Below are 15,886 nucleotides of genomic sequence, written 5' to 3' on the forward strand. Positions count from 1 at the left end.
GAGTCTACCAGCTTCGCTCGCAACTGGCGCGAGTAGCACTATGTCCTCGGACCTGTGGAGTTTTTCCCTCAAGACCTACGCCCTGCCCGGCGTGCAGGAGGCCTGCCTGCGCTTGCAGGATGGCGGCGCCGATGTCTGCCTGCTGCTCTGCGGCGCCTGGCTTGGCTGGCGGGGCGTGGAGTGCGATGGGCAGCGCCTGGAACGGCTCAAGGCATTGGCCGAGCCATGGCAGCGCGAAGTGATTCAACCGCTGCGGGCCTTGCGCATCGACTGGCGCGCAGCAGCTGCCACCGATAGCGACCTTGGCCTGTTGCGTGAGCAGCTCAAGTCCCTGGAACTGGAGGCCGAACGGCAGTTGCTGTTGCGCCTGCAAGAGCAGGTCAGAAGTTGGCCTGCAGCCCAGGCAGGAAGCCTGGACCACTGGCTGCAAGGACTGGCGACCGAAGCCGCCGACCGCGACGCGTTGCTGGTGCTGCGCACCGCGGTGAATGGCGCTTAGGAAGCGCTGGAGGTAGTACCGGTAGCGGTGGTCGCTGGAGCGGCGGCCGGGGTACTTGCGGCGCCTGGAGCGGGTGAAGTTGCAGGGGCGGCCGGGGTTGGCTTGGCTGCAGCAGGGGTAGCCGGTTTGGCGGCAGCAGGCTTGGCAGCGGGTTTGGCAGCTGCAGGTTTGCTGGCAGGCTTCTTCGCTACTGCCTTGGCCGCAGGCTTGGCAGCGGCAGGCTTGGCTGCCGAGGACGCTGCTGGCTTGGCCGCAGCAGCCGGCTTGGCCGCAGGTTTGGCTGCTGGTTTGGCTGCTGGTTTGGCCGCAGCCTTTACCGGTGCCTTGGCCGCAGCGGGCTTGGCTGCGGGCTTCGCGGTAGCAGGCTTGGCGGCAGCGGTCTTGGTCGCCACAGGCTTGGCCGCTGGTTTTGCAGCAGGTTTGGCTGCTGGTTTCGCGGCGGCCTTGGCAGCTGGTTTAGCTGGCGCCGGTTTGGCGGCCGCAGGTTTGGCAGCGACAGGCTTGGCTGCAGGTTTTGCAGCAGGCTTGGCAGCGGCGGATTTGGCTGGAGCGGGCTTGGCAGCCGCGGCGACCGGTTTCTTCGCGGCAGGCTTGGCAGCCGTCTTGACGGCAGGCTTGGCTGGCGAGGACGCCGCTGGCTTGGCATCGCGTGTGTTCAGCGCCTTGGCTGCAGCTTCCTTCACTTTGCCAACGCCCTGGGCCAACTTCAGGCTTTCCTGGGCGTCACGCTTGAGCTGCAGAATGTAGCCGCGAGTTTGTGCCTGGCGCTCTTTCAACGCATCGAGCAAATCTTCGAGTTCCTGCACTGCAGCCTTGGCCTTGGCTTGGGCCTTGGCTTTGCCAGCTGCCGCTGCGTCCTGCAATTTGGTACGTGACTTGTGCAGTTTTTCCTGGGCCTTGCCGCGTTGTTTCTCCAGCTTGGCGAGCAGTTTTTCAGCATCAGCCAGGGCTTGGGAACAAGCGTTTTCCAAGTGTTCGAGCAAGCTGCTCGACAGCTGTTGGAGCAAGTGCAACGGAGTATTTACAGGCTTCTTATTGGCCGACATGGTTTACCTCCTGGCTGACGTGAGTTGCGGCTCATACTAGACCTCTGCTGTTACCGCCGCTAGGCCATGTTGACAGTATCGAAAGCCCAGCGTTGCAGCCGATTGAAAATGTTCTTCACCCCCTTCGAAGTTGCCCACCAACGAGTCCTTCGTCGCTGGCATAATCCACCGCTACTCAGGCCGGAGAGTGCCCATGTCGCGTTACCTGTTTTTGTCCTTGAGTCTGTTCTTGCCGCTGGCCCAGGCCGCGGTCGAACCGACACCCGACGACGCCCACGATCTGGCCTACAGCCTGGGGGCGAGTCTTGGCGAACGCCTGCGCGACGAAGTACCCGACCTCAAGATCCAAGCCCTGGTGGAAGGCTTGAAAGCGGCGTACCAGGGCAAGCCACTGGCCCTCAAGAACGAACGTATCGAGCAGATCCTCGCCCAGCACGATGCCCAGATCAGCGAGCAATCGCTGAAGTCGCAAACTGAAGCTGCGCTGGAAAACGAACGCCGTTTTCTCGATCAGGAAAAAGCCAAGCCCGGGGTTCGCCAACTGGCGGACGGCATACTCCTGACTGAACTGGCGCCTGGTAGCGGCAACAAGCCCAGCCCCGATGGTTCGGTCCAGGTTCGTTACACCGGACGCCTGCCCGACGGCACCGTGTTCGATCAGAACCAGCAGCCGCAATGGTTCCGCCTGGACAGCGTGATCGCTGGCTGGCGCAGCGCACTGCCACAGATGTCGACCGGCGCCAGATGGCGCCTGGTGATTCCATCGAACCAGGCCTACGGAACCGAAGGTGCCGGCGACCTGATCGCCCCCTATACGCCGCTGGTATTCGAGATCGAGTTACTGGGCACTGCTGGCTAGCACTGCGCAAACGAAAACGGCACGCCAAGGCGTGCCGTTTTTCATGGTCCCCCACGCTCAGGCCTGGGCTGCCACTTCCTGCTTGTGGGCGTTGTGCAGCACTTCGATCAAGCAGTCCTCAAGCTCGAAGCGCTCATGCAACAAGCCACCCAGTTCCTTGAACTTCTGCGCTACGCATTGCCCGGCATCGCACAGGTCATTGAAAGCCAGGAGCTTCTCGGTGATCACGTCGATGCGTGGATAGAGGGTATCGGCCAACTCCAGCCCGCGCTTGTCGCCAAAGGCCTTGGCTTCGCTGGTGAGTTGTTCGTAGATTTCAAAATGACCGGCGGAGACGTAGTCCACCAGGATCGCGCAGAACTCTTGCAAGGGCTTCTTGCTCTCACTCAGCGACTCGGGTTCGGCGCCAAGCACATCATAGGCTCGAACCAGTTCGTGACGCTCCTGCAACCAGCGGTCGATCAGCAGATGAACTCCACCCCAGCGTTCCTGAGCATTCTGACAACTTTCGAGCATGGTGATCTCTCTTCCCTCAAGGGTCATGCCATTCGCCCGAGGCCCAATGGAACCCAGGACCAAGTCAGGCGCAACAGCATCGAGCAAGCGAATTCCAATGACAGGTGCGGGCCAGATTATGCCCGCTCGACAACAGCTTCAAGGTACGCAGGAGATAAAGTTCATACAAGCGTTTAATCCGCTGACACTGACTCAGGGCAATGCCGTGACCTTGCGCGCAGCGCGTAGCCAGCGCTGCAAACGATAGGCGCTGAAGCCCAGGACGATCAGGAAAAACAGCAAGCTCCACTCCGGCAGGCTCATGTCCAGCAGCGTCCAGGTGATTTCGGCGCAGTCCGCGGTCCCGACGAACAGCAACTGCAGAACCTGCCACCAGGACAGGTTGCGCAGCATGAAGGGCATGTCCGGCAAGCAGGCCAAGAGTTGTTCGGAGGGAATGTTCTGCAACAGCACATGGCGCCCGGCGGTCATCACACCGATGCCCCCCAGCAGCAGGTTGAGCCCCCAATACACCGCGCGCCCCCAGCGGGCAGGCCCGTGCAACGCCGCCAGCAGGTTGACACCGCCGAACATCACTATCAGGACTCGTTGCACCGCCCACAGCGGGCAGGCCTCAAGGCCACCGCCGGCCTGCAAGCTGAATGCCGCCCACGAGGCCAAGGCCCCCACTAGGAACACCAGGGAGAACAGCGAGCGCGAGCCGGCCAGCAACATGAGATATCCGTAACGGAAGAACAGGCAGCCACGGTAGAGAAAGCGCTCGTCGCTTTCAAGAAGCGCCATGCCAGCCTCGGCTGCAAACAGTTGGCAGGGAACCGTGCATCCGGGTCAAGAAAAGGCCGATAGCCCTGGCAGGCTACCGGCCCCGATGAGACGTCAGGCCCGCGCCGGAACCGGCAACGGCGATGCCAGCAAGCGCTCATCCAGCAATCCCAGGCCCTCCTGGAACAGCTGGTTACTACGCTCGGTGTCCCCCAGCTGCGCCAGGAGACGCGCCAGTTCGGCACAGGCTTCGGGATTGCGCTGCAGGCGAAGGCTGCTTTCCAGGTAGTCGCGGGCCTTGCCCCACAAGCTGTTCTGCAGGCACAGGCGGCCCAGGGTCAACAGCAGGCTCGGATCATCCGCATGCTCCTTCAGCCAATGCTCGGCCGACTGCAACTGCCGTGCAGGGTCACTACCACGCACCAGCCCGTAAAGCCGTGCCAGGTGGCTTTCGTACTTGCGCTTGAGGGCTGTACGCAGCGCTTCTTCAGCCGCCGCTCCAGCGCCCAGCTGCCGTAGTTGCTCGGCATAGGCCAGCACCAGTTGTGGCTCCTGGCGCTGAGCCGCGGTCAATTGCTGCCATGCCCGATCGAGGGATTGCTGGGCGCTGGCCTGATCCTCTTCGCGGCGCGCAGCCAGCCCCAGGTTCTCGCCCCAGGCGCGACGCTCCAGCTCTTGCAGCTCGCTGGCCGGCAGGGCCTTGTCCTTGCGCAGCTCAGGCAACAGGCGGATCAGCGCTGACCAATCACCACGCTGTTGATGCAGGCGCTGCAACTGGCGCAACACCTGCACGCTGTGGGGATGACGCTCGTGCATGGCCTGCAAGGTGCTGAGCGCACCTTCGGTATCGCCTCGATCGGTCTGCAACTGGGCATGGCTCAAGGCCACGGCCAGTTCAGCCTGGGGCTGGCGGGTCAGGGCCCGCTCCAGGAGGTTGTCGCACTCTTCATAATGGCCTTGCTCGTTGGCCGCCCGGGCTGCGCCCAGGTAGTACAGCAGCGGCTGGCGCTCGGCTTCGGCGGCACGATGCAAATGTTTCTGCGCGCTGGCCCAGCGACCTTCAGCAAGATCCATCTGACCCTGCTCGATGGCAATCTGCACTCGGCGACTACGATTGCGCCGGGACCAGGGATTGACCACGCCACCGGAAACCATCACCAGCTCTACCAGCAGCTTGATGCCCCAGATCACCAGCCAGATCAGCGCCACCAGGGCCAGCGTCGCCCACAGGCTCGATTCGAAGCGGAAGTTGCTATAGGCGATCAGCACGTATCCGGGGTGCTCGGCAATGGCCAAGCCCAGCAGGCCGACGGCGGCAATCAGCAGCAGGACAATCACATAGGCGCGCTTCATGGGCTGGTCTCCTGGGCCGTATTCGCCGCAGGCTTGGCCGCAGGTTTGACCGACTCTTCAACACTCAGGTTGCGCCGCTCCAGATAGGCCTGGACGGTGCTCAAGGTCTTGGTCAGGTCTGGAGTCGCCACGGTGACCGGCTGCTTGCTCAACTCAGCCAGGCGCTGGAGCATGAGCTTGCTCTGGGGGTTGTCCTGGTTGAAGTGGCTGGTCAGTACATCGCGGGCTTCGGTCAGGGCCTGGGTATAGACCGGCGCCTGGCCATTGAGCGCCGCCCACTGGGCCTGCTCCAGCGCCAGGCTCAGGGCCAGGCGTACTTGGGTCAATCCCTGGCCGGCCAGCAGAGGGCGAATGTTCTTGTCGGCATTGAAGTCGATGCGGAAATAGCGAGAGATCTGGTCCCACCACTGCGCCCAGCGACTGGCGCCGTCGCCATCGGCGGTCAGGCCCAGCAAGGAGTCGCCGCGATCCTTGTACTCCGGAGCCACCGCACTGAGCTCCAGCACCTGGTCGCGCAAGGCACCCAGCTGCAGGAACAACCCGGTGCGGTCGGGCTGTTCGGTGCTGCGCAGGGCCGCCAGGGTCTTGGCCAATTGCTCGCGGGCCGCAAAGGCGCCCGGGTCGTTCTGCTCGCGCAGGATATCGTCCGCCCCCTGGACCAGGGCCTGGGCACTGCTGATGTCCTGCAGCGCGGACAACCGCAGGCTGGCCAGGCGCAGCAGGTGCTCGGCCTCGGCCAGGCGCCAGTCCTTGCGGCTGGCACCGAGCACGGTCTCCAAGCGCTGGCTCAGACGCTGCTGGTCGCCTTGCAACTGCGCCACCAGGCGACGCCGCTCCTCCAGCTCGTCGGCTGCAGGTAGCTGCTCCAGCCGGGTACTCAGGCGCTGCTCGCTAAGCTTGAAGCTCTGGGCCTGGTCACCCAGGGCCTGCAACTGGCTCAACTGCTGCTGGTTGTTGGCTTGCAGGCTGCGCACCTGCCAGATTCCCCAGCCACCTACAGCGATACCCGCCGCCCCCAGTAACAGGGCCAGTATCGCCAACCCGTTGCCACGACGCTCAACAGTTGGGGCCGTGGGTACAACCGGTGCCTCGGACACCGGTTGGACTTCATCTTTAGGCAAGGCTGTTTCGCTCACGTATCCATCCTTTGTGTTAGAGAACGGGCACGGGTTGCTCCCGTAGCGCCGTTAGCAAAGCCGCGGCACTGGCGCCGCGGCAATCCACAACTTTTTCCGCCCCGGCGGCACGCGCTATTTCAGCGACCCGGGGACTTGGAACAAACAATGGCATCTTCGCCAACTGCGGCCAGGCCGGACCGGCCAGTTGCTGCAGGTGGCTGAAACCCTGTCCACTGCTGACCACCAGCCCGTTCAAGCGTTCCCCCAGAATCCGCTGGAGCAGCGTACCTTCGGCGTAGTGCGGCAAGCATCGACGATAGAGTTCCAGATAATCGACACTAGCACCTTGGCTGCGCAAACGCTCAGAGAGCAGTTCGCGCCCTCCTTCTCCACGCACGATCAGCACTCGTGGCTCGGACCGAGCGATAGCCTCGCGCAATTGGGGAAGTTCTAGCAAGGCTTCGCTGTCATCGCCGGCCTGTGGATAAAACACCTGCAACCCGGCATCCGCCAGGATCTGCCCCGTTCCAGCCCCGACACAGAACCAACTCTGTGCCGGTGGCTGCGGCCAGTATTCACGCAGCAGTTCCAGGACCAGGCTCGCAGCCGGCTTGCTGACCACGATCACCGCACAATAATGCTCCAGCTCAAGCAGGCACGAGCGCTGGATGTCCGTGACAGGCAAGGCCTGGATCTCAAGCAATGGCAGGCAACTGCTGGAAACACCGGACTCGGCCAGGACCGCTGCCAGCGCGGCACAGTCTTCGGTCGGCCGGGTCAGCAGCAGGCGCCAATCGGTCACTCTTCTCCCGCCTCGCCATAAACGGCGCGCAGGATGTCACCAGCACCCTGGGACAACAGTTCGTCCGCCACTTGTATACCCAGTTCGGCAGCACGCTCGCGCGAGCCGCGGGCCTGGGCACTGAGCAACATGCCACCGCTGGGCTCGCCTACCAGGCCGCGCAACCAGAGCTGCTCGCCCTCCAATACGGCGTAGCAGGCGATCGGCACCTGGCAGCCGCCATTGAGATGCTTGTTCAGCGCTCGCTCGGCCGTGACCCGGCTGGCGGTGTCGGCGTGATGCAAGGGCGCCAGCAAGGCGTGGATTTCTGTGTCGGCACTGCGGCATTCGATGCCTACGGCACCCTGGCCACCCGCCGGAAGGCTGTCCTCGACACTGATGGAGGAACGAATACGGCCTTCAAAGCCCAGGCGGATCAGGCCAGCCGCGGCGAGGATGATCGCGTCATATTCACCGGCATCCAGCTTGGCCAGGCGAGTGTTGACGTTGCCACGCAAGAAGCGGATCTGCAGGTCCGGGCGGCGCGCCAGGAGCTGGGCCTGGCGGCGCAGGCTGGAGGTGCCGACCACGCTGGCGGGCGGCAATTCGTCGAGACTGGCGAAGGTATTGGAGACAAAGGCGTCGCGCGGGTCTTCACGCTCGCAGATGCAAAACAGGCCCAGGCCTTCGGGAAAGTCCATGGGCACATCTTTCATCGAGTGCACGGCGATATCGGCCTGGTTCTCCAGCAGCGCGGTCTCCAGCTCTTTGACGAACAGGCCCTTGCCACCGATTTTCGACAGGGGCGAGTCCAGCAGTTTGTCACCGCGACTGACCATGGGCACAAGAGTCACGGCAAGGCCTGGATGAGCCTCTTGCAGACGGGCTTTGACGTATTCGGCCTGCCACAAGGCCAAGGCACTTTTGCGGGTAGCGATGCGGATTTCGCGAGAGGACATGGATCAATCCGTACTGAATAGATACGGCAGATGATAACAGCTCAGCCAAAGCTGCTTTGACTTGTATCAGAAAGCCAGCGTCCTCCCGCTGCCAGGCCTCTTGCCGCTACCCTCGCATTCGCGGCCTAGAGCTGCTGCATCATCTTGCGCACACCTGCGACATGGCGCCGGCTGACGATCAACGCATCGCCATTGAGCCCCTTGAGATACAGCTGGAAGTGCCCCAGGGGCGTGCGCTGCAGGCGTTCGATGCGCTCACGGGCCACCAGCGCGTTACGGTGAATGCGCACGAAGCGCTCGCCAAACTCGTCTTCCAGGGCTTTCAAGGGCTCGTCCAGCAGCACCTCGCCATGCTCATGGCGCAGAGTCACGTACTTGTGATCGGCGATGAAATACACCACCTGGGCCAACGGAATCAGCTCGATCCCCTTGCGGGTACGAGCACTGATATGACTGCGCGGACCCGTGCCCGACTCTGCTGCAGGCCGGGTCAGGGCAGCCAGTTGCACACGGGTGGGCTTGTCGGCCTTTTTCAGGGCTTCGAGCAGTAGTTCGGGGCGGACCGGCTTGGCCAGGTAACCAACGCCACTGCCATTGAAGGCTTCAAGGGCAAATTCGTCCGGTGCTGCGCAAAACACCAGGGCCGGGGGTGTCTCGCGCTCGCACAGCTTGCCGGCAACCTGCAGGCCATCCAGGCCAGGCATGCGCACATCGAGCAGGACGATATCCGGCTTCAGGCTGTCGATCAGGCTCAATGCCTCTTCGCCACTGGTGGCGCTGGGCTCCAGGACACTGTATCCCTCAAGCTCGCCGACCATGCGGCTCAGACGCTCACGGGCTAGGGGTTCGTCATCAACGATCAGGACATTCATATTGCGCTGGATTCCTGCGTGAGTCTCGCACAAGGATAGCGTAGACAGGTGGAGTGACGTCCGTCACGGCGATCCACGCTAAGACTAGTGCGAAGGCCAAAAAGTGCCGCAAGTCGGGCATCAATATTTACCCGGACCTGCCCGATACCGCCCAAGACCGTTGAATGCGCGACGACGTCGCAGGGAATGCTGATACTCAACACAAAGCCCCCCTTCGTTGTGTGGCCGCCGCCCACCCTGGCCGCACCCGCCTCGTTTCATGGACGGATTGCTTGCCCTGCGCGGAGTGAACTCGTTGGTCGGCCCCACGGCGAGCACCTGGCTGGCGCTACGCAATTGTGCCGATCCTCCTGTCCAACTGTAGACGGTTGCCAAGACGATATTGCTCAATCGAGAAATATCGTTTGATCGATATCACCTTCGGCACCCAGGCAACCGACCTCGCCCAGGCGCACCGGTTCCAGTCTCCGCGCTACCAGGACCGCCAGCAAGCGGTCCAAGAGTCGCAGGTAAAAAGCTGCCGACCAGTGCCAGCGCCAGCCTGGGCAACCCTGCTATCATCGGCGCCTGTTTTTCACGCCATCTTCCTTCAGCAGATCACGAGCGAATTCATGAGCACTGACAAGACCAATCAGTCCTGGGGCGGCCGCTTCAGTGAACCCGTCGACGCCTTCGTCGCCCGCTTCACCGCCTCTGTCAATTTCGACCAGCGCCTGTATCGCCACGACATCATGGGCTCGATCGCCCACGCCACGATGCTGGCCAAGGTCGGTGTACTCACCGATGCCGAACGCGACAGCATCATCGACGGCCTGAAGACCATCCAGGGCGAAATCGAGGCCGGCAGCTTCGACTGGCGCGTGGACCTTGAAGACGTACACATGAACATCGAGGCACGCCTGACCGACCGCATCGGAATCACCGGCAAGAAGTTGCACACCGGGCGCAGTCGCAATGACCAGGTGGCCACCGATATCCGCCTGTGGCTGCGCGACGAGATCGACCTGATCCTCGGCGAAATCACCCGCCTGCAAAAAGGCCTGCTGGAGCTGGCCGAGCGTGAAGCCGACAGCATCATGCCGGGCTTCACCCACCTGCAGACCGCCCAGCCTGTGACCTTCGGCCACCATATGCTGGCCTGGTTCGAGATGCTCAGCCGCGATTACGAACGCCTGGTGGACTGCCGCAAGCGCACCAACCGCATGCCACTTGGCAGTGCGGCCCTGGCGGGTACCACCTACCCGATCGACCGCGAACTGACCTGCCAACTGCTGGGCTTCGAAGCAGTGGGCGGCAACTCCCTGGACAGCGTGTCGGACCGTGACTTCGCCATTGAATTCTGTGCCGCCGCCAGCGTGGCGATGATGCACCTGTCGCGTTTTTCCGAAGAGCTGGTGCTATGGACTAGCGCGCAGTTCCAGTTCATCGACCTGCCGGACCGCTTCTGCACTGGCAGCTCGATCATGCCGCAAAAGAAGAACCCCGACGTGCCGGAACTGGTACGCGGCAAGAGCGGCCGGGTGTTTGGTGCACTGATGGGCCTGCTGACCCTGATGAAGGGCCAGCCCCTGGCCTACAACAAGGACAACCAGGAAGACAAGGAGCCGCTGTTCGACGCCGCCGACACCCTGCGCGATTCGCTGCGCGCCTTCGCCGACATGATTCCGGCCATCAAGCCCAAGCACAGCATCATGCGCGAGGCGGCCCTGCGCGGCTTCTCCACCGCCACGGACCTCGCCGACTACCTGGTCCGCCGTGGCCTGCCGTTTCGCGACTGCCACGAGATCGTCGGCCATGCCGTGAAGCATGGCGTGGACACTGGCAAGGACCTGGCGGAAATGAGCCTGGAAGAACTGCGCCAGTTCAGCGACCAGATCGAACAGGACGTGTTCGCCGTGCTGACGCTCGAAGGTTCAGTCAATGCCCGCAACCACATCGGTGGCACGGCTCCGGCCCAGGTCCGGGCCGCCGTGATCCGCGGCCAGGCCTTGCTGGCCAGTCGCTGAGTCATTGCGCCAGCCTGGGGTGGTAGATCGCCCCAGGCTGCCAGCAAAGCCGCACCCGCAAGGGCGCGGTTACTTCCTGGCCGCCACCATGGCCAGGAACTGCGGCATCGCTGCCTCCCTGTCTGCCGCAATACGCTGGACATTGGGCAACTGCTCCAAGCGCTCCAGCAGGGCCTTCGCCTCCGGCATCGCCGCCAGGAAATCCACCTCGAACAATTTCTGCCCAACCGTCCGGGCCAGGCTCACGCTGTAGAGAAAGTACAGGTCCGCCACAGTCAGGCTATCGCCAGCGACATAAGGCGAGAACCGAGCATGCCGCGCCAACGCGGAAAAACCGAGCTGCAAGTCAGCCTTGGCCTTCTGCTTGATGGTCTCCGGCACCGTCATGCCGAAAAAAGCCTCGGGGTAACAGGTGCGTGCCGGCAACTCGATGTACAACTCGATTTCCCTGGCCAGCGCCAGCACCTGGGCCCGCTGGAACGGCTCGCCCGGCAACAGCGCCGGTCCCGACCGGGTCTGCTCGAGGTATTCGAGGATGACGCTGGTTTCATTGATGAACCCTTGGGCCACCTGCAAGACCGGAACCTTGCCACGAGGACTGATAGCCAGCGCCTCTGGCGCCTGGCCGGCGTAGAACGCCACCTCCTCGAAAGTCAGTCCTTTTTCCAGCAGCGCCAGCTTGACCATGTTGTAGTAGTTACTGACACAAAAACCATAAAGCTTGAGCATCACTTAGCCTCCAGGCCGTTCAGGGGTTGGCAGCATTTTTATAGAAGGTCCCTGCCACTCTGGCCAGCAGCATCACTTCCCTGAATGCGAGTAGACTGGCGTCCTTTCCTTGAGGAGCCTGCCATGAGCGAGCCAACCGATATCGACAACGACGAAGAAGAGTTCGCCGAAAATACCCTGGTCGAAGCGATCGAGAACCAGATTGAAAGCGACAACCCGCCGGCCGCCAAGGCCACCTTCAACAAGCTGACCCTGGTGGGCTACGAACGGGAAGAAATCCTCAACCTGATGGCCCATGTCCTGGCCATCGAGATCGATGCGATCCTCGAGGAAGACCGGCCTTTCGACACCCAGTGGTACGAAGCGGCCTTGCGTGCCCTGCCGGAACTGCCTCCCGAGAAACAGTGAAGCTCCCGCCGGAGCGTTGCCCCCTGCAACGCTCCATGCACCTGATACGACCTTTCGCCCAGCGCCTGACTACACTGCAACCACCCTGCGGCCAAACACCGCTGCCATTGGCTGCAAAAGTACTCAGCGAACGCTGGACACACCGCCCTTGTGCGGTCACCTTAAGAACGCTGACCTCTCATTCCTAGAAAGTCTGGAGTCCTTATGTCGTATACCCCTGAGTTGGTTGCCGAACTGGAAATCCTTGCACTCTTCAACCTGGACAGTTCCCAGGAAGGCCTGAAGATCCATCAGACCGCTACCCCCAGCGCTATCGCAGCCGCCAAGCGCCTGCATGCCAAGGAACTGATCACCCAGCCCGATGGTGGCTACCTCACCAGCCTCGGCCGGGATGCCGCCGAACATGCCCAGGGCCTCCTGACCATCCTCAACGTCGCCGAAACCGCCTGAAGACTTCCCTCGCCTGCGGGACTCCCGTCCGTCGGGATTCCGTAGGCTGCCTTGCACCAATGCGTTAGAAATCTGGCGTCAAAAATAAAATCAGCTTAAGAGTCAGCCCTGTCTGCCGGTAGACTGGCTACACCCTGACTCCGCCACGTTCGAGCTCCGCTTGAAATGCCCCATACCCATGAAATCCGTCCCGACCTGGATGAAGGAATCGATCGCAAGGTTCTAAGCAAGCTCCGTGCACGCTTTCTCACCCTCAACGAAGGACGCATGACCCGGGCCATGGAGGGCTTGTCGGCCCGCCAGCAACTGGTCCTCAACCTGCTGCCGCTGTTCTTTCACGTCAATCACCCATTGCTCCCCGGCTATGTCTCCGGTGCAACTCCTGCGGGCCTGTCCAACTATGAGCCCGACCCGGCTGCACTGGCCGAGGCCCAGCGCCTGACCCGTTCCTTTTCCTACAAGGCCCGCCACGGCAACCCACCGCGACCGATCCATGGCCTGTTCCTCATGGGCAGCCTGGGCACCCTGGCCCAAGCCGACCAGAGCGATATGGACGTATGGGTCTGCCACGCCTCGAACCTGAGTGAAAACGAACTGGCCGAGTTGCAGAAGAAATGCCAGTTGCTGGAAACCTGGGCCGAGAGCCAGGGCGCCGAAGCGCATTTCTTTCTCATCGATCCGAGCCGCTTCGTCCGTGGCGAACGCGATACCCAGCTCAGCTCGGACGATTGCGGCACCACCCAGCACTACCTGCTGCTGGATGAGTTCTATCGCACCGCCATCTGGCTGGCCGGGCGCACCCCCCTGTGGTGGCTGGTGCCGGTGTACGAGGAGTCTCGCTACGAGCAGTACATCCACACGCTGCTGTCCAAGCGCTTCGTCTCTGCCGAGGAAAACCTCGACCTGGGGCACATGGCGCGGATTCCTCCCGGGGAATTCATCGGAGCCGGGCTCTGGCAGTTGTTCAAGGGCATCGAGTCGCCCTACAAGTCCGTACTCAAGCTATTGCTGATCGAGGTCTATGCCAGCGAGCACCCGCAGGTCCAGTGCCTGAGCCTGCGCTTCAAGCAGGCCGTGTTCGCCAATCGCCTGGACTTGGACGAGCTGGACCCGTACATCGTGGTCTACCGGCGCATAGAGGAGTACCTCAAGGCCCGCGGCGAACCCGAGCGCCTCGAGCTGGTACGTCGCAGCCTGTACCTCAAGGTCAATCGCAAGCTGACGGCCGGCAATGGCTCTCGCAGCCCGAGCTGGCAAAGGGCGCTGCTGGAGCGCCTGGCTGACGAATGGGGCTGGGACCACCGCCAGCTGGCACTGCTCGACAGCCGTAGCCAGTGGAAAGTGCGCCAGGTCGGCAGCGAACGCCGCGCCCTGGTCAACGAGCTCAACTACAGCTATCGCTTCCTGACCCAGTTCGCCCGCACCGAGCAAGCTGCCAGCCTGATCAACAAGCGCGACCTCAACGTACTGGGCCGGCGCTTGTACGCAGCCTTCGAACGCAAGGCGGGGAAAATCGAATTCATCAACCCGGGCATCGCCCCGGACCTGGCGGAAGATACCCTGACCCTGGTGCAATCGCCCAACCGCAGGGAACCCGGCCAGACGCACTGGGGCCTGTACAACGGCAACCTGACGGCCCTGGAGTGGGAACACTTCGCCCCGATCAAACGCAGCCGCGAGCTGCTGGAACTGCTCACCTGGTGTCACCGCAACGGAGTGATCGACAGCAGTACCCGCCTGGCCTTGCATCCCGGCAGCAGCGACCTGAGCGAGTTCGAGCTGTTCAACCTGCTGGGCAGCCTGCAGCAAACCGTCGCCCTCCCGCTCAATGCCGCCAGCGAAGATCAACTGCTGCATGCCAGCGTGCCCAGCGAAGTGCTGGTCCTGGTGAACGTGGGGGTCGATCCGCTCAAGCACCATCGTGAGCTGAACATCCACATGACCACCGAGCGAACCGATTCCCTGAGCTACGCAGGGGTTCGCGAGAACCTGGTGCTGACCCTGGACCAGGTCACCCTCAATAGTTGGAACGAGGTCATGGTGGGCCGCTACGACAGCGAGCATGCCCTGCTCGATTGCCTGCGCGACTACCTGAACAACCTGCCTGCCGGCCCCCAGCCACGGCTGCGGGTCCGCTGCTTCTGCCACAACCGTGCGCAATTCATCGCCCGCCGGGTGGAAGAGCTGTTCGAGACCGCACAGAACCTGCTGCTCAGCCAGCTCAACTATCGCTACCTGATCCAGGTCCAGCAGCACTATCACGTGCTCGAACTGGTGCCCGGCCAGGTTCGGCACCGGGCCCTGGCAACCCCCGCCGCGCTGCTGGACTACCTGGGACAGGAACAGACCCGCTACAGCCCCCTGCACCTCGACCCCATGGCCCTGGAGGATCACGACCTGGCACTGATCCTGCCCATGGGCCAACCGGATTGCATCCAGGTGTTCTACCGAATCAGCGAAGACCAGGCCGAGCTCTATGTCCTGGACGAGCACAATGCCCTGTGGCAACAGACCCTGCCCTACCACGACGAGCAGAGCCTTCTGGTGCCCTTGCAGCGCTTCCTGCAGTCGATCCTTTATCGGCGCGAGGCCCTGCTGCCCATGGACAGCATTCCAAGCGAGAAACCTTTAGACACACTCTACTTCCAGATACTGCCCTCAGGCACCGCCCGAGCACGCCGGGTAGAGGTCCGGCCGGTACCACTGACTCCGGTCGACAAGGCTTTTTATGATGTGCAGGCAATCGTCGGCAAGGCGGCACCGGGTCAGGTGCAAGTCTCGCTGTACTGCAATCAAAGGGAGTTTTCCGAGCTGGAATATGGCGACCAACTGTTCAGCACAGTCGTCCAGGAGATCGTCGAACAGCGCCGCGAACCGGAGCGTTACCGCTGCTACATCACCGATCTGGACCTGTCCGGCCTGCTCGGTGATGGGCAAGGTTCGAGCATTCTGTATCTGCGTTACAAGGCCAGCCTGGAGCGTGCCTTGAACGACGCGCTCGAACAGGTCTAGACAGGAATCAGAGGTGGAAGTCGCCTGCGGCTTCCGGCTGGTATTCCACTTCCAGCAACGTCAGTTTCAGGGTCTTTCCGCCCGGGGCCGGCCAGTCGATGTATTGCCCTACCTGCAGCCCCAACAAGGCGCTGCCCACCGGCGCGAGGATGGAGATCTTGCCTTCGTCGGCATTGGCATCCTGGGGATAGACCAGTGTCAGGTGGTAGTCCTTGCCGCTGCTTTCTTCACGGCAGTGCACCCGCGAGTTCATGGTTACGACACCGGCCGGGACCTCATCGTGGCCCACCAGTGTTTCGGCACGATCCAGCTCGGCTTGCAGTGCAATGACGCCTGGCAGCGAGTCGTCCAGACTGTCGATCAGGCGCTCCAGACGTTGCACGTCAAGGCGGGTAAGGATGATGGATGGTGCAGTACTCATGATCCTGGCTGACTCCTGTTTTTTCTGCACAAAAAAGCAAAACCCCGCCAAATAAGACGGGGTTCTCACCAGCCTCGAGGTAGCGAGGCGAAGTC

General features: G+C 62.5%; 16 protein-coding genes. 6 read left to right on the forward strand and 10 right to left on the reverse strand.

The features are described from left to right. Nucleotides 1-40 precede the first annotated feature (40 nt). Nucleotides 41-499, forward strand: a complete 459-nt coding sequence (locus tag I9018_RS31165) for a TIGR02444 family protein (protein ID WP_241108288.1) — start codon at nt 41-43, stop codon at nt 497-499. Here I9018_RS31165 and I9018_RS31170 read toward each other — a convergent pair. After that, complete coding sequence (locus I9018_RS31170) at nt 496-1,545, reverse strand: AlgP family protein (protein WP_241108289.1); 1,050 nt, start codon at nt 1,543-1,545, stop codon at nt 496-498. The genes I9018_RS31165 and I9018_RS31170 overlap by 4 nt on opposite strands. A 193-nt stretch (nt 1,546-1,738) precedes the next feature. Here I9018_RS31170 and I9018_RS31175 point away from each other — a divergent pair, with 193 nt between their 5' ends. After that, entirely contained in the window at nt 1,739-2,404 is a 666-nt protein-coding gene (locus I9018_RS31175; protein ID WP_241108290.1) for an FKBP-type peptidyl-prolyl cis-trans isomerase, read from the forward strand. Nucleotides 2,405-2,461: 57 nt separating this feature from the next. Here I9018_RS31175 and I9018_RS31180 read toward each other — a convergent pair whose 3' ends face one another. The 7 genes from I9018_RS31180 to I9018_RS31210 form a co-directional block, all read right to left on the reverse strand. Then, nucleotides 2,462-2,920, reverse strand: a complete 459-nt coding sequence (locus I9018_RS31180) for an Rsd/AlgQ family anti-sigma factor (protein ID WP_068575960.1) — start codon at nt 2,918-2,920, stop codon at nt 2,462-2,464. A 192-nt stretch (nt 2,921-3,112) separates the two neighbouring features. Further along, the gene (locus I9018_RS31185) at nt 3,113-3,634 is read right to left on the reverse strand and encodes a disulfide bond formation protein B (RefSeq protein ID WP_346780114.1); all 522 of its coding nucleotides are present in this window, start codon (nt 3,632-3,634) and stop codon (nt 3,113-3,115) included. A gap of 162 nt (nt 3,635-3,796) precedes the next feature. Beyond that, nucleotides 3,797-5,035 carry a heme biosynthesis protein HemY gene (locus I9018_RS31190; protein WP_068575956.1) on the reverse strand — a complete coding sequence of 413 codons (1,239 nt, stop codon included), beginning with the start codon at nt 5,033-5,035 and terminating at the stop codon, nt 3,797-3,799. Beyond that, the gene (locus I9018_RS31195; protein WP_241108292.1) at nt 5,032-6,171 is read right to left on the reverse strand and encodes a uroporphyrinogen-III C-methyltransferase; all 1,140 of its coding nucleotides are present in this window, start codon (nt 6,169-6,171) and stop codon (nt 5,032-5,034) included. Before I9018_RS31195 ends, I9018_RS31190 begins: the two co-directional genes overlap by 4 nt. A 16-nt stretch (nt 6,172-6,187) precedes the next feature. Beyond that, nucleotides 6,188-6,955 carry a uroporphyrinogen-III synthase gene (locus I9018_RS31200; protein WP_124347113.1) on the reverse strand — a complete coding sequence of 256 codons (768 nt, stop codon included), beginning with the start codon at nt 6,953-6,955 and terminating at the stop codon, nt 6,188-6,190. Next, on the reverse strand, nt 6,952-7,893 hold the full coding sequence (hemC, locus tag I9018_RS31205; RefSeq protein WP_241108293.1) for a hydroxymethylbilane synthase: 942 nt from the start codon (nt 7,891-7,893) through the stop codon (nt 6,952-6,954). The genes I9018_RS31200 and hemC overlap by 4 nt, the downstream gene beginning before the upstream one ends. 125 nt (nt 7,894-8,018) lie before the next feature. Then, nucleotides 8,019-8,765: a LytTR family DNA-binding domain-containing protein gene (locus tag I9018_RS31210; RefSeq protein ID WP_241108294.1), complete on the reverse strand. Its 747-nt coding sequence runs from the start codon at nt 8,763-8,765 to the stop codon at nt 8,019-8,021. A gap of 611 nt (nt 8,766-9,376) precedes the next feature. Here I9018_RS31210 and argH point away from each other — a divergent pair. Next, nucleotides 9,377-10,771: an argininosuccinate lyase gene (gene argH, locus I9018_RS31215; protein ID WP_068576062.1), complete on the forward strand. Its 1,395-nt coding sequence runs from the start codon at nt 9,377-9,379 to the stop codon at nt 10,769-10,771. Nucleotides 10,772-10,840: 69 nt separating this feature from the next. On the opposite strand, the gene I9018_RS31220 is transcribed toward argH, so the two are convergent. Next, entirely contained in the window at nt 10,841-11,500 is a 660-nt protein-coding gene (locus I9018_RS31220) for a glutathione S-transferase (RefSeq protein ID WP_241108295.1), read from the reverse strand. A 123-nt stretch (nt 11,501-11,623) separates the two neighbouring features. On the opposite strand from I9018_RS31220, the gene I9018_RS31225 reads away from it, so the two are divergent. The 3 genes from I9018_RS31225 (at nt 11,624) to I9018_RS31235 (ending at nt 15,370) form a co-directional block, all read left to right on the forward strand. After that, nucleotides 11,624-11,908: a hypothetical protein gene (locus tag I9018_RS31225; RefSeq protein WP_241108296.1), complete on the forward strand. Its 285-nt coding sequence runs from the start codon at nt 11,624-11,626 to the stop codon at nt 11,906-11,908. A 204-nt stretch (nt 11,909-12,112) separates the two neighbouring features. Beyond that, on the forward strand, nt 12,113-12,358 hold the full coding sequence (locus I9018_RS31230; RefSeq protein ID WP_068575942.1) for a TIGR02647 family protein: 246 nt from the start codon (nt 12,113-12,115) through the stop codon (nt 12,356-12,358). Between the two features lie 165 nt (nt 12,359-12,523). Continuing rightward, a complete protein-coding gene (locus I9018_RS31235; protein ID WP_241108297.1) occupies nt 12,524-15,370 on the forward strand; it encodes a class I adenylate cyclase in 2,847 nt (948 codons plus the stop codon). A 7-nt stretch (nt 15,371-15,377) separates the two neighbouring features. Here the strand turns inward: I9018_RS31235 and rnk are convergent, their stop codons facing one another. Next, nucleotides 15,378-15,791: a nucleoside diphosphate kinase regulator gene (rnk, locus tag I9018_RS31240; protein ID WP_022641793.1), complete on the reverse strand. Its 414-nt coding sequence runs from the start codon at nt 15,789-15,791 to the stop codon at nt 15,378-15,380. Nucleotides 15,792-15,886: the final 95 nt, after the last annotated feature.

The sequence above is a fragment of the Pseudomonas sp. MPFS genome (assembly GCF_022537035.1).
Classification (GTDB): domain Bacteria; phylum Pseudomonadota; class Gammaproteobacteria; order Pseudomonadales; family Pseudomonadaceae; genus Aquipseudomonas; species Aquipseudomonas sessilinigenes.

Bases quoted from the DNA above. Each gene is read 5' to 3' on its own strand.
- I9018_RS31165 (WP_241108288.1), top strand. From the start codon at position 41: ATGTCCTCGGACCTGTGGAGTTTTTCCCTCAAGACCTACGCCCTGCCC.
- I9018_RS31170 (WP_241108289.1), bottom strand. From the start codon at position 1,545: ATGTCGGCCAATAAGAAGCCTGTAAATACTCCGTTGCACTTGCTCCAA.
- I9018_RS31175 (WP_241108290.1), top strand. From the start codon at position 1,739: ATGTCGCGTTACCTGTTTTTGTCCTTGAGTCTGTTCTTGCCGCTGGCC.
- I9018_RS31180 (WP_068575960.1), bottom strand. From the start codon at position 2,920: ATGCTCGAAAGTTGTCAGAATGCTCAGGAACGCTGGGGTGGAGTTCAT.
- I9018_RS31185 (WP_346780114.1), bottom strand. From the start codon at position 3,634: ATGTTGCTGGCCGGCTCGCGCTCGCTGTTCTCCCTGGTGTTCCTAGTG.
- I9018_RS31190 (WP_068575956.1), bottom strand. From the start codon at position 5,035: ATGAAGCGCGCCTATGTGATTGTCCTGCTGCTGATTGCCGCCGTCGGC.
- hemC (WP_241108293.1), bottom strand. From the start codon at position 7,893: ATGTCCTCTCGCGAAATCCGCATCGCTACCCGCAAAAGTGCCTTGGCC.
- I9018_RS31210 (WP_241108294.1), bottom strand. From the start codon at position 8,765: ATGAATGTCCTGATCGTTGATGACGAACCCCTAGCCCGTGAGCGTCTG.
- argH (WP_068576062.1), top strand. From the start codon at position 9,377: ATGAGCACTGACAAGACCAATCAGTCCTGGGGCGGCCGCTTCAGTGAA.
- I9018_RS31220 (WP_241108295.1), bottom strand. From the start codon at position 11,500: ATGCTCAAGCTTTATGGTTTTTGTGTCAGTAACTACTACAACATGGTC.
- I9018_RS31225 (WP_241108296.1), top strand. From the start codon at position 11,624: ATGAGCGAGCCAACCGATATCGACAACGACGAAGAAGAGTTCGCCGAA.
- I9018_RS31230 (WP_068575942.1), top strand. From the start codon at position 12,113: ATGTCGTATACCCCTGAGTTGGTTGCCGAACTGGAAATCCTTGCACTC.
- I9018_RS31235 (WP_241108297.1), top strand. From the start codon at position 12,524: ATGCCCCATACCCATGAAATCCGTCCCGACCTGGATGAAGGAATCGAT.
- rnk (WP_022641793.1), bottom strand. From the start codon at position 15,791: ATGAGTACTGCACCATCCATCATCCTTACCCGCCTTGACGTGCAACGT.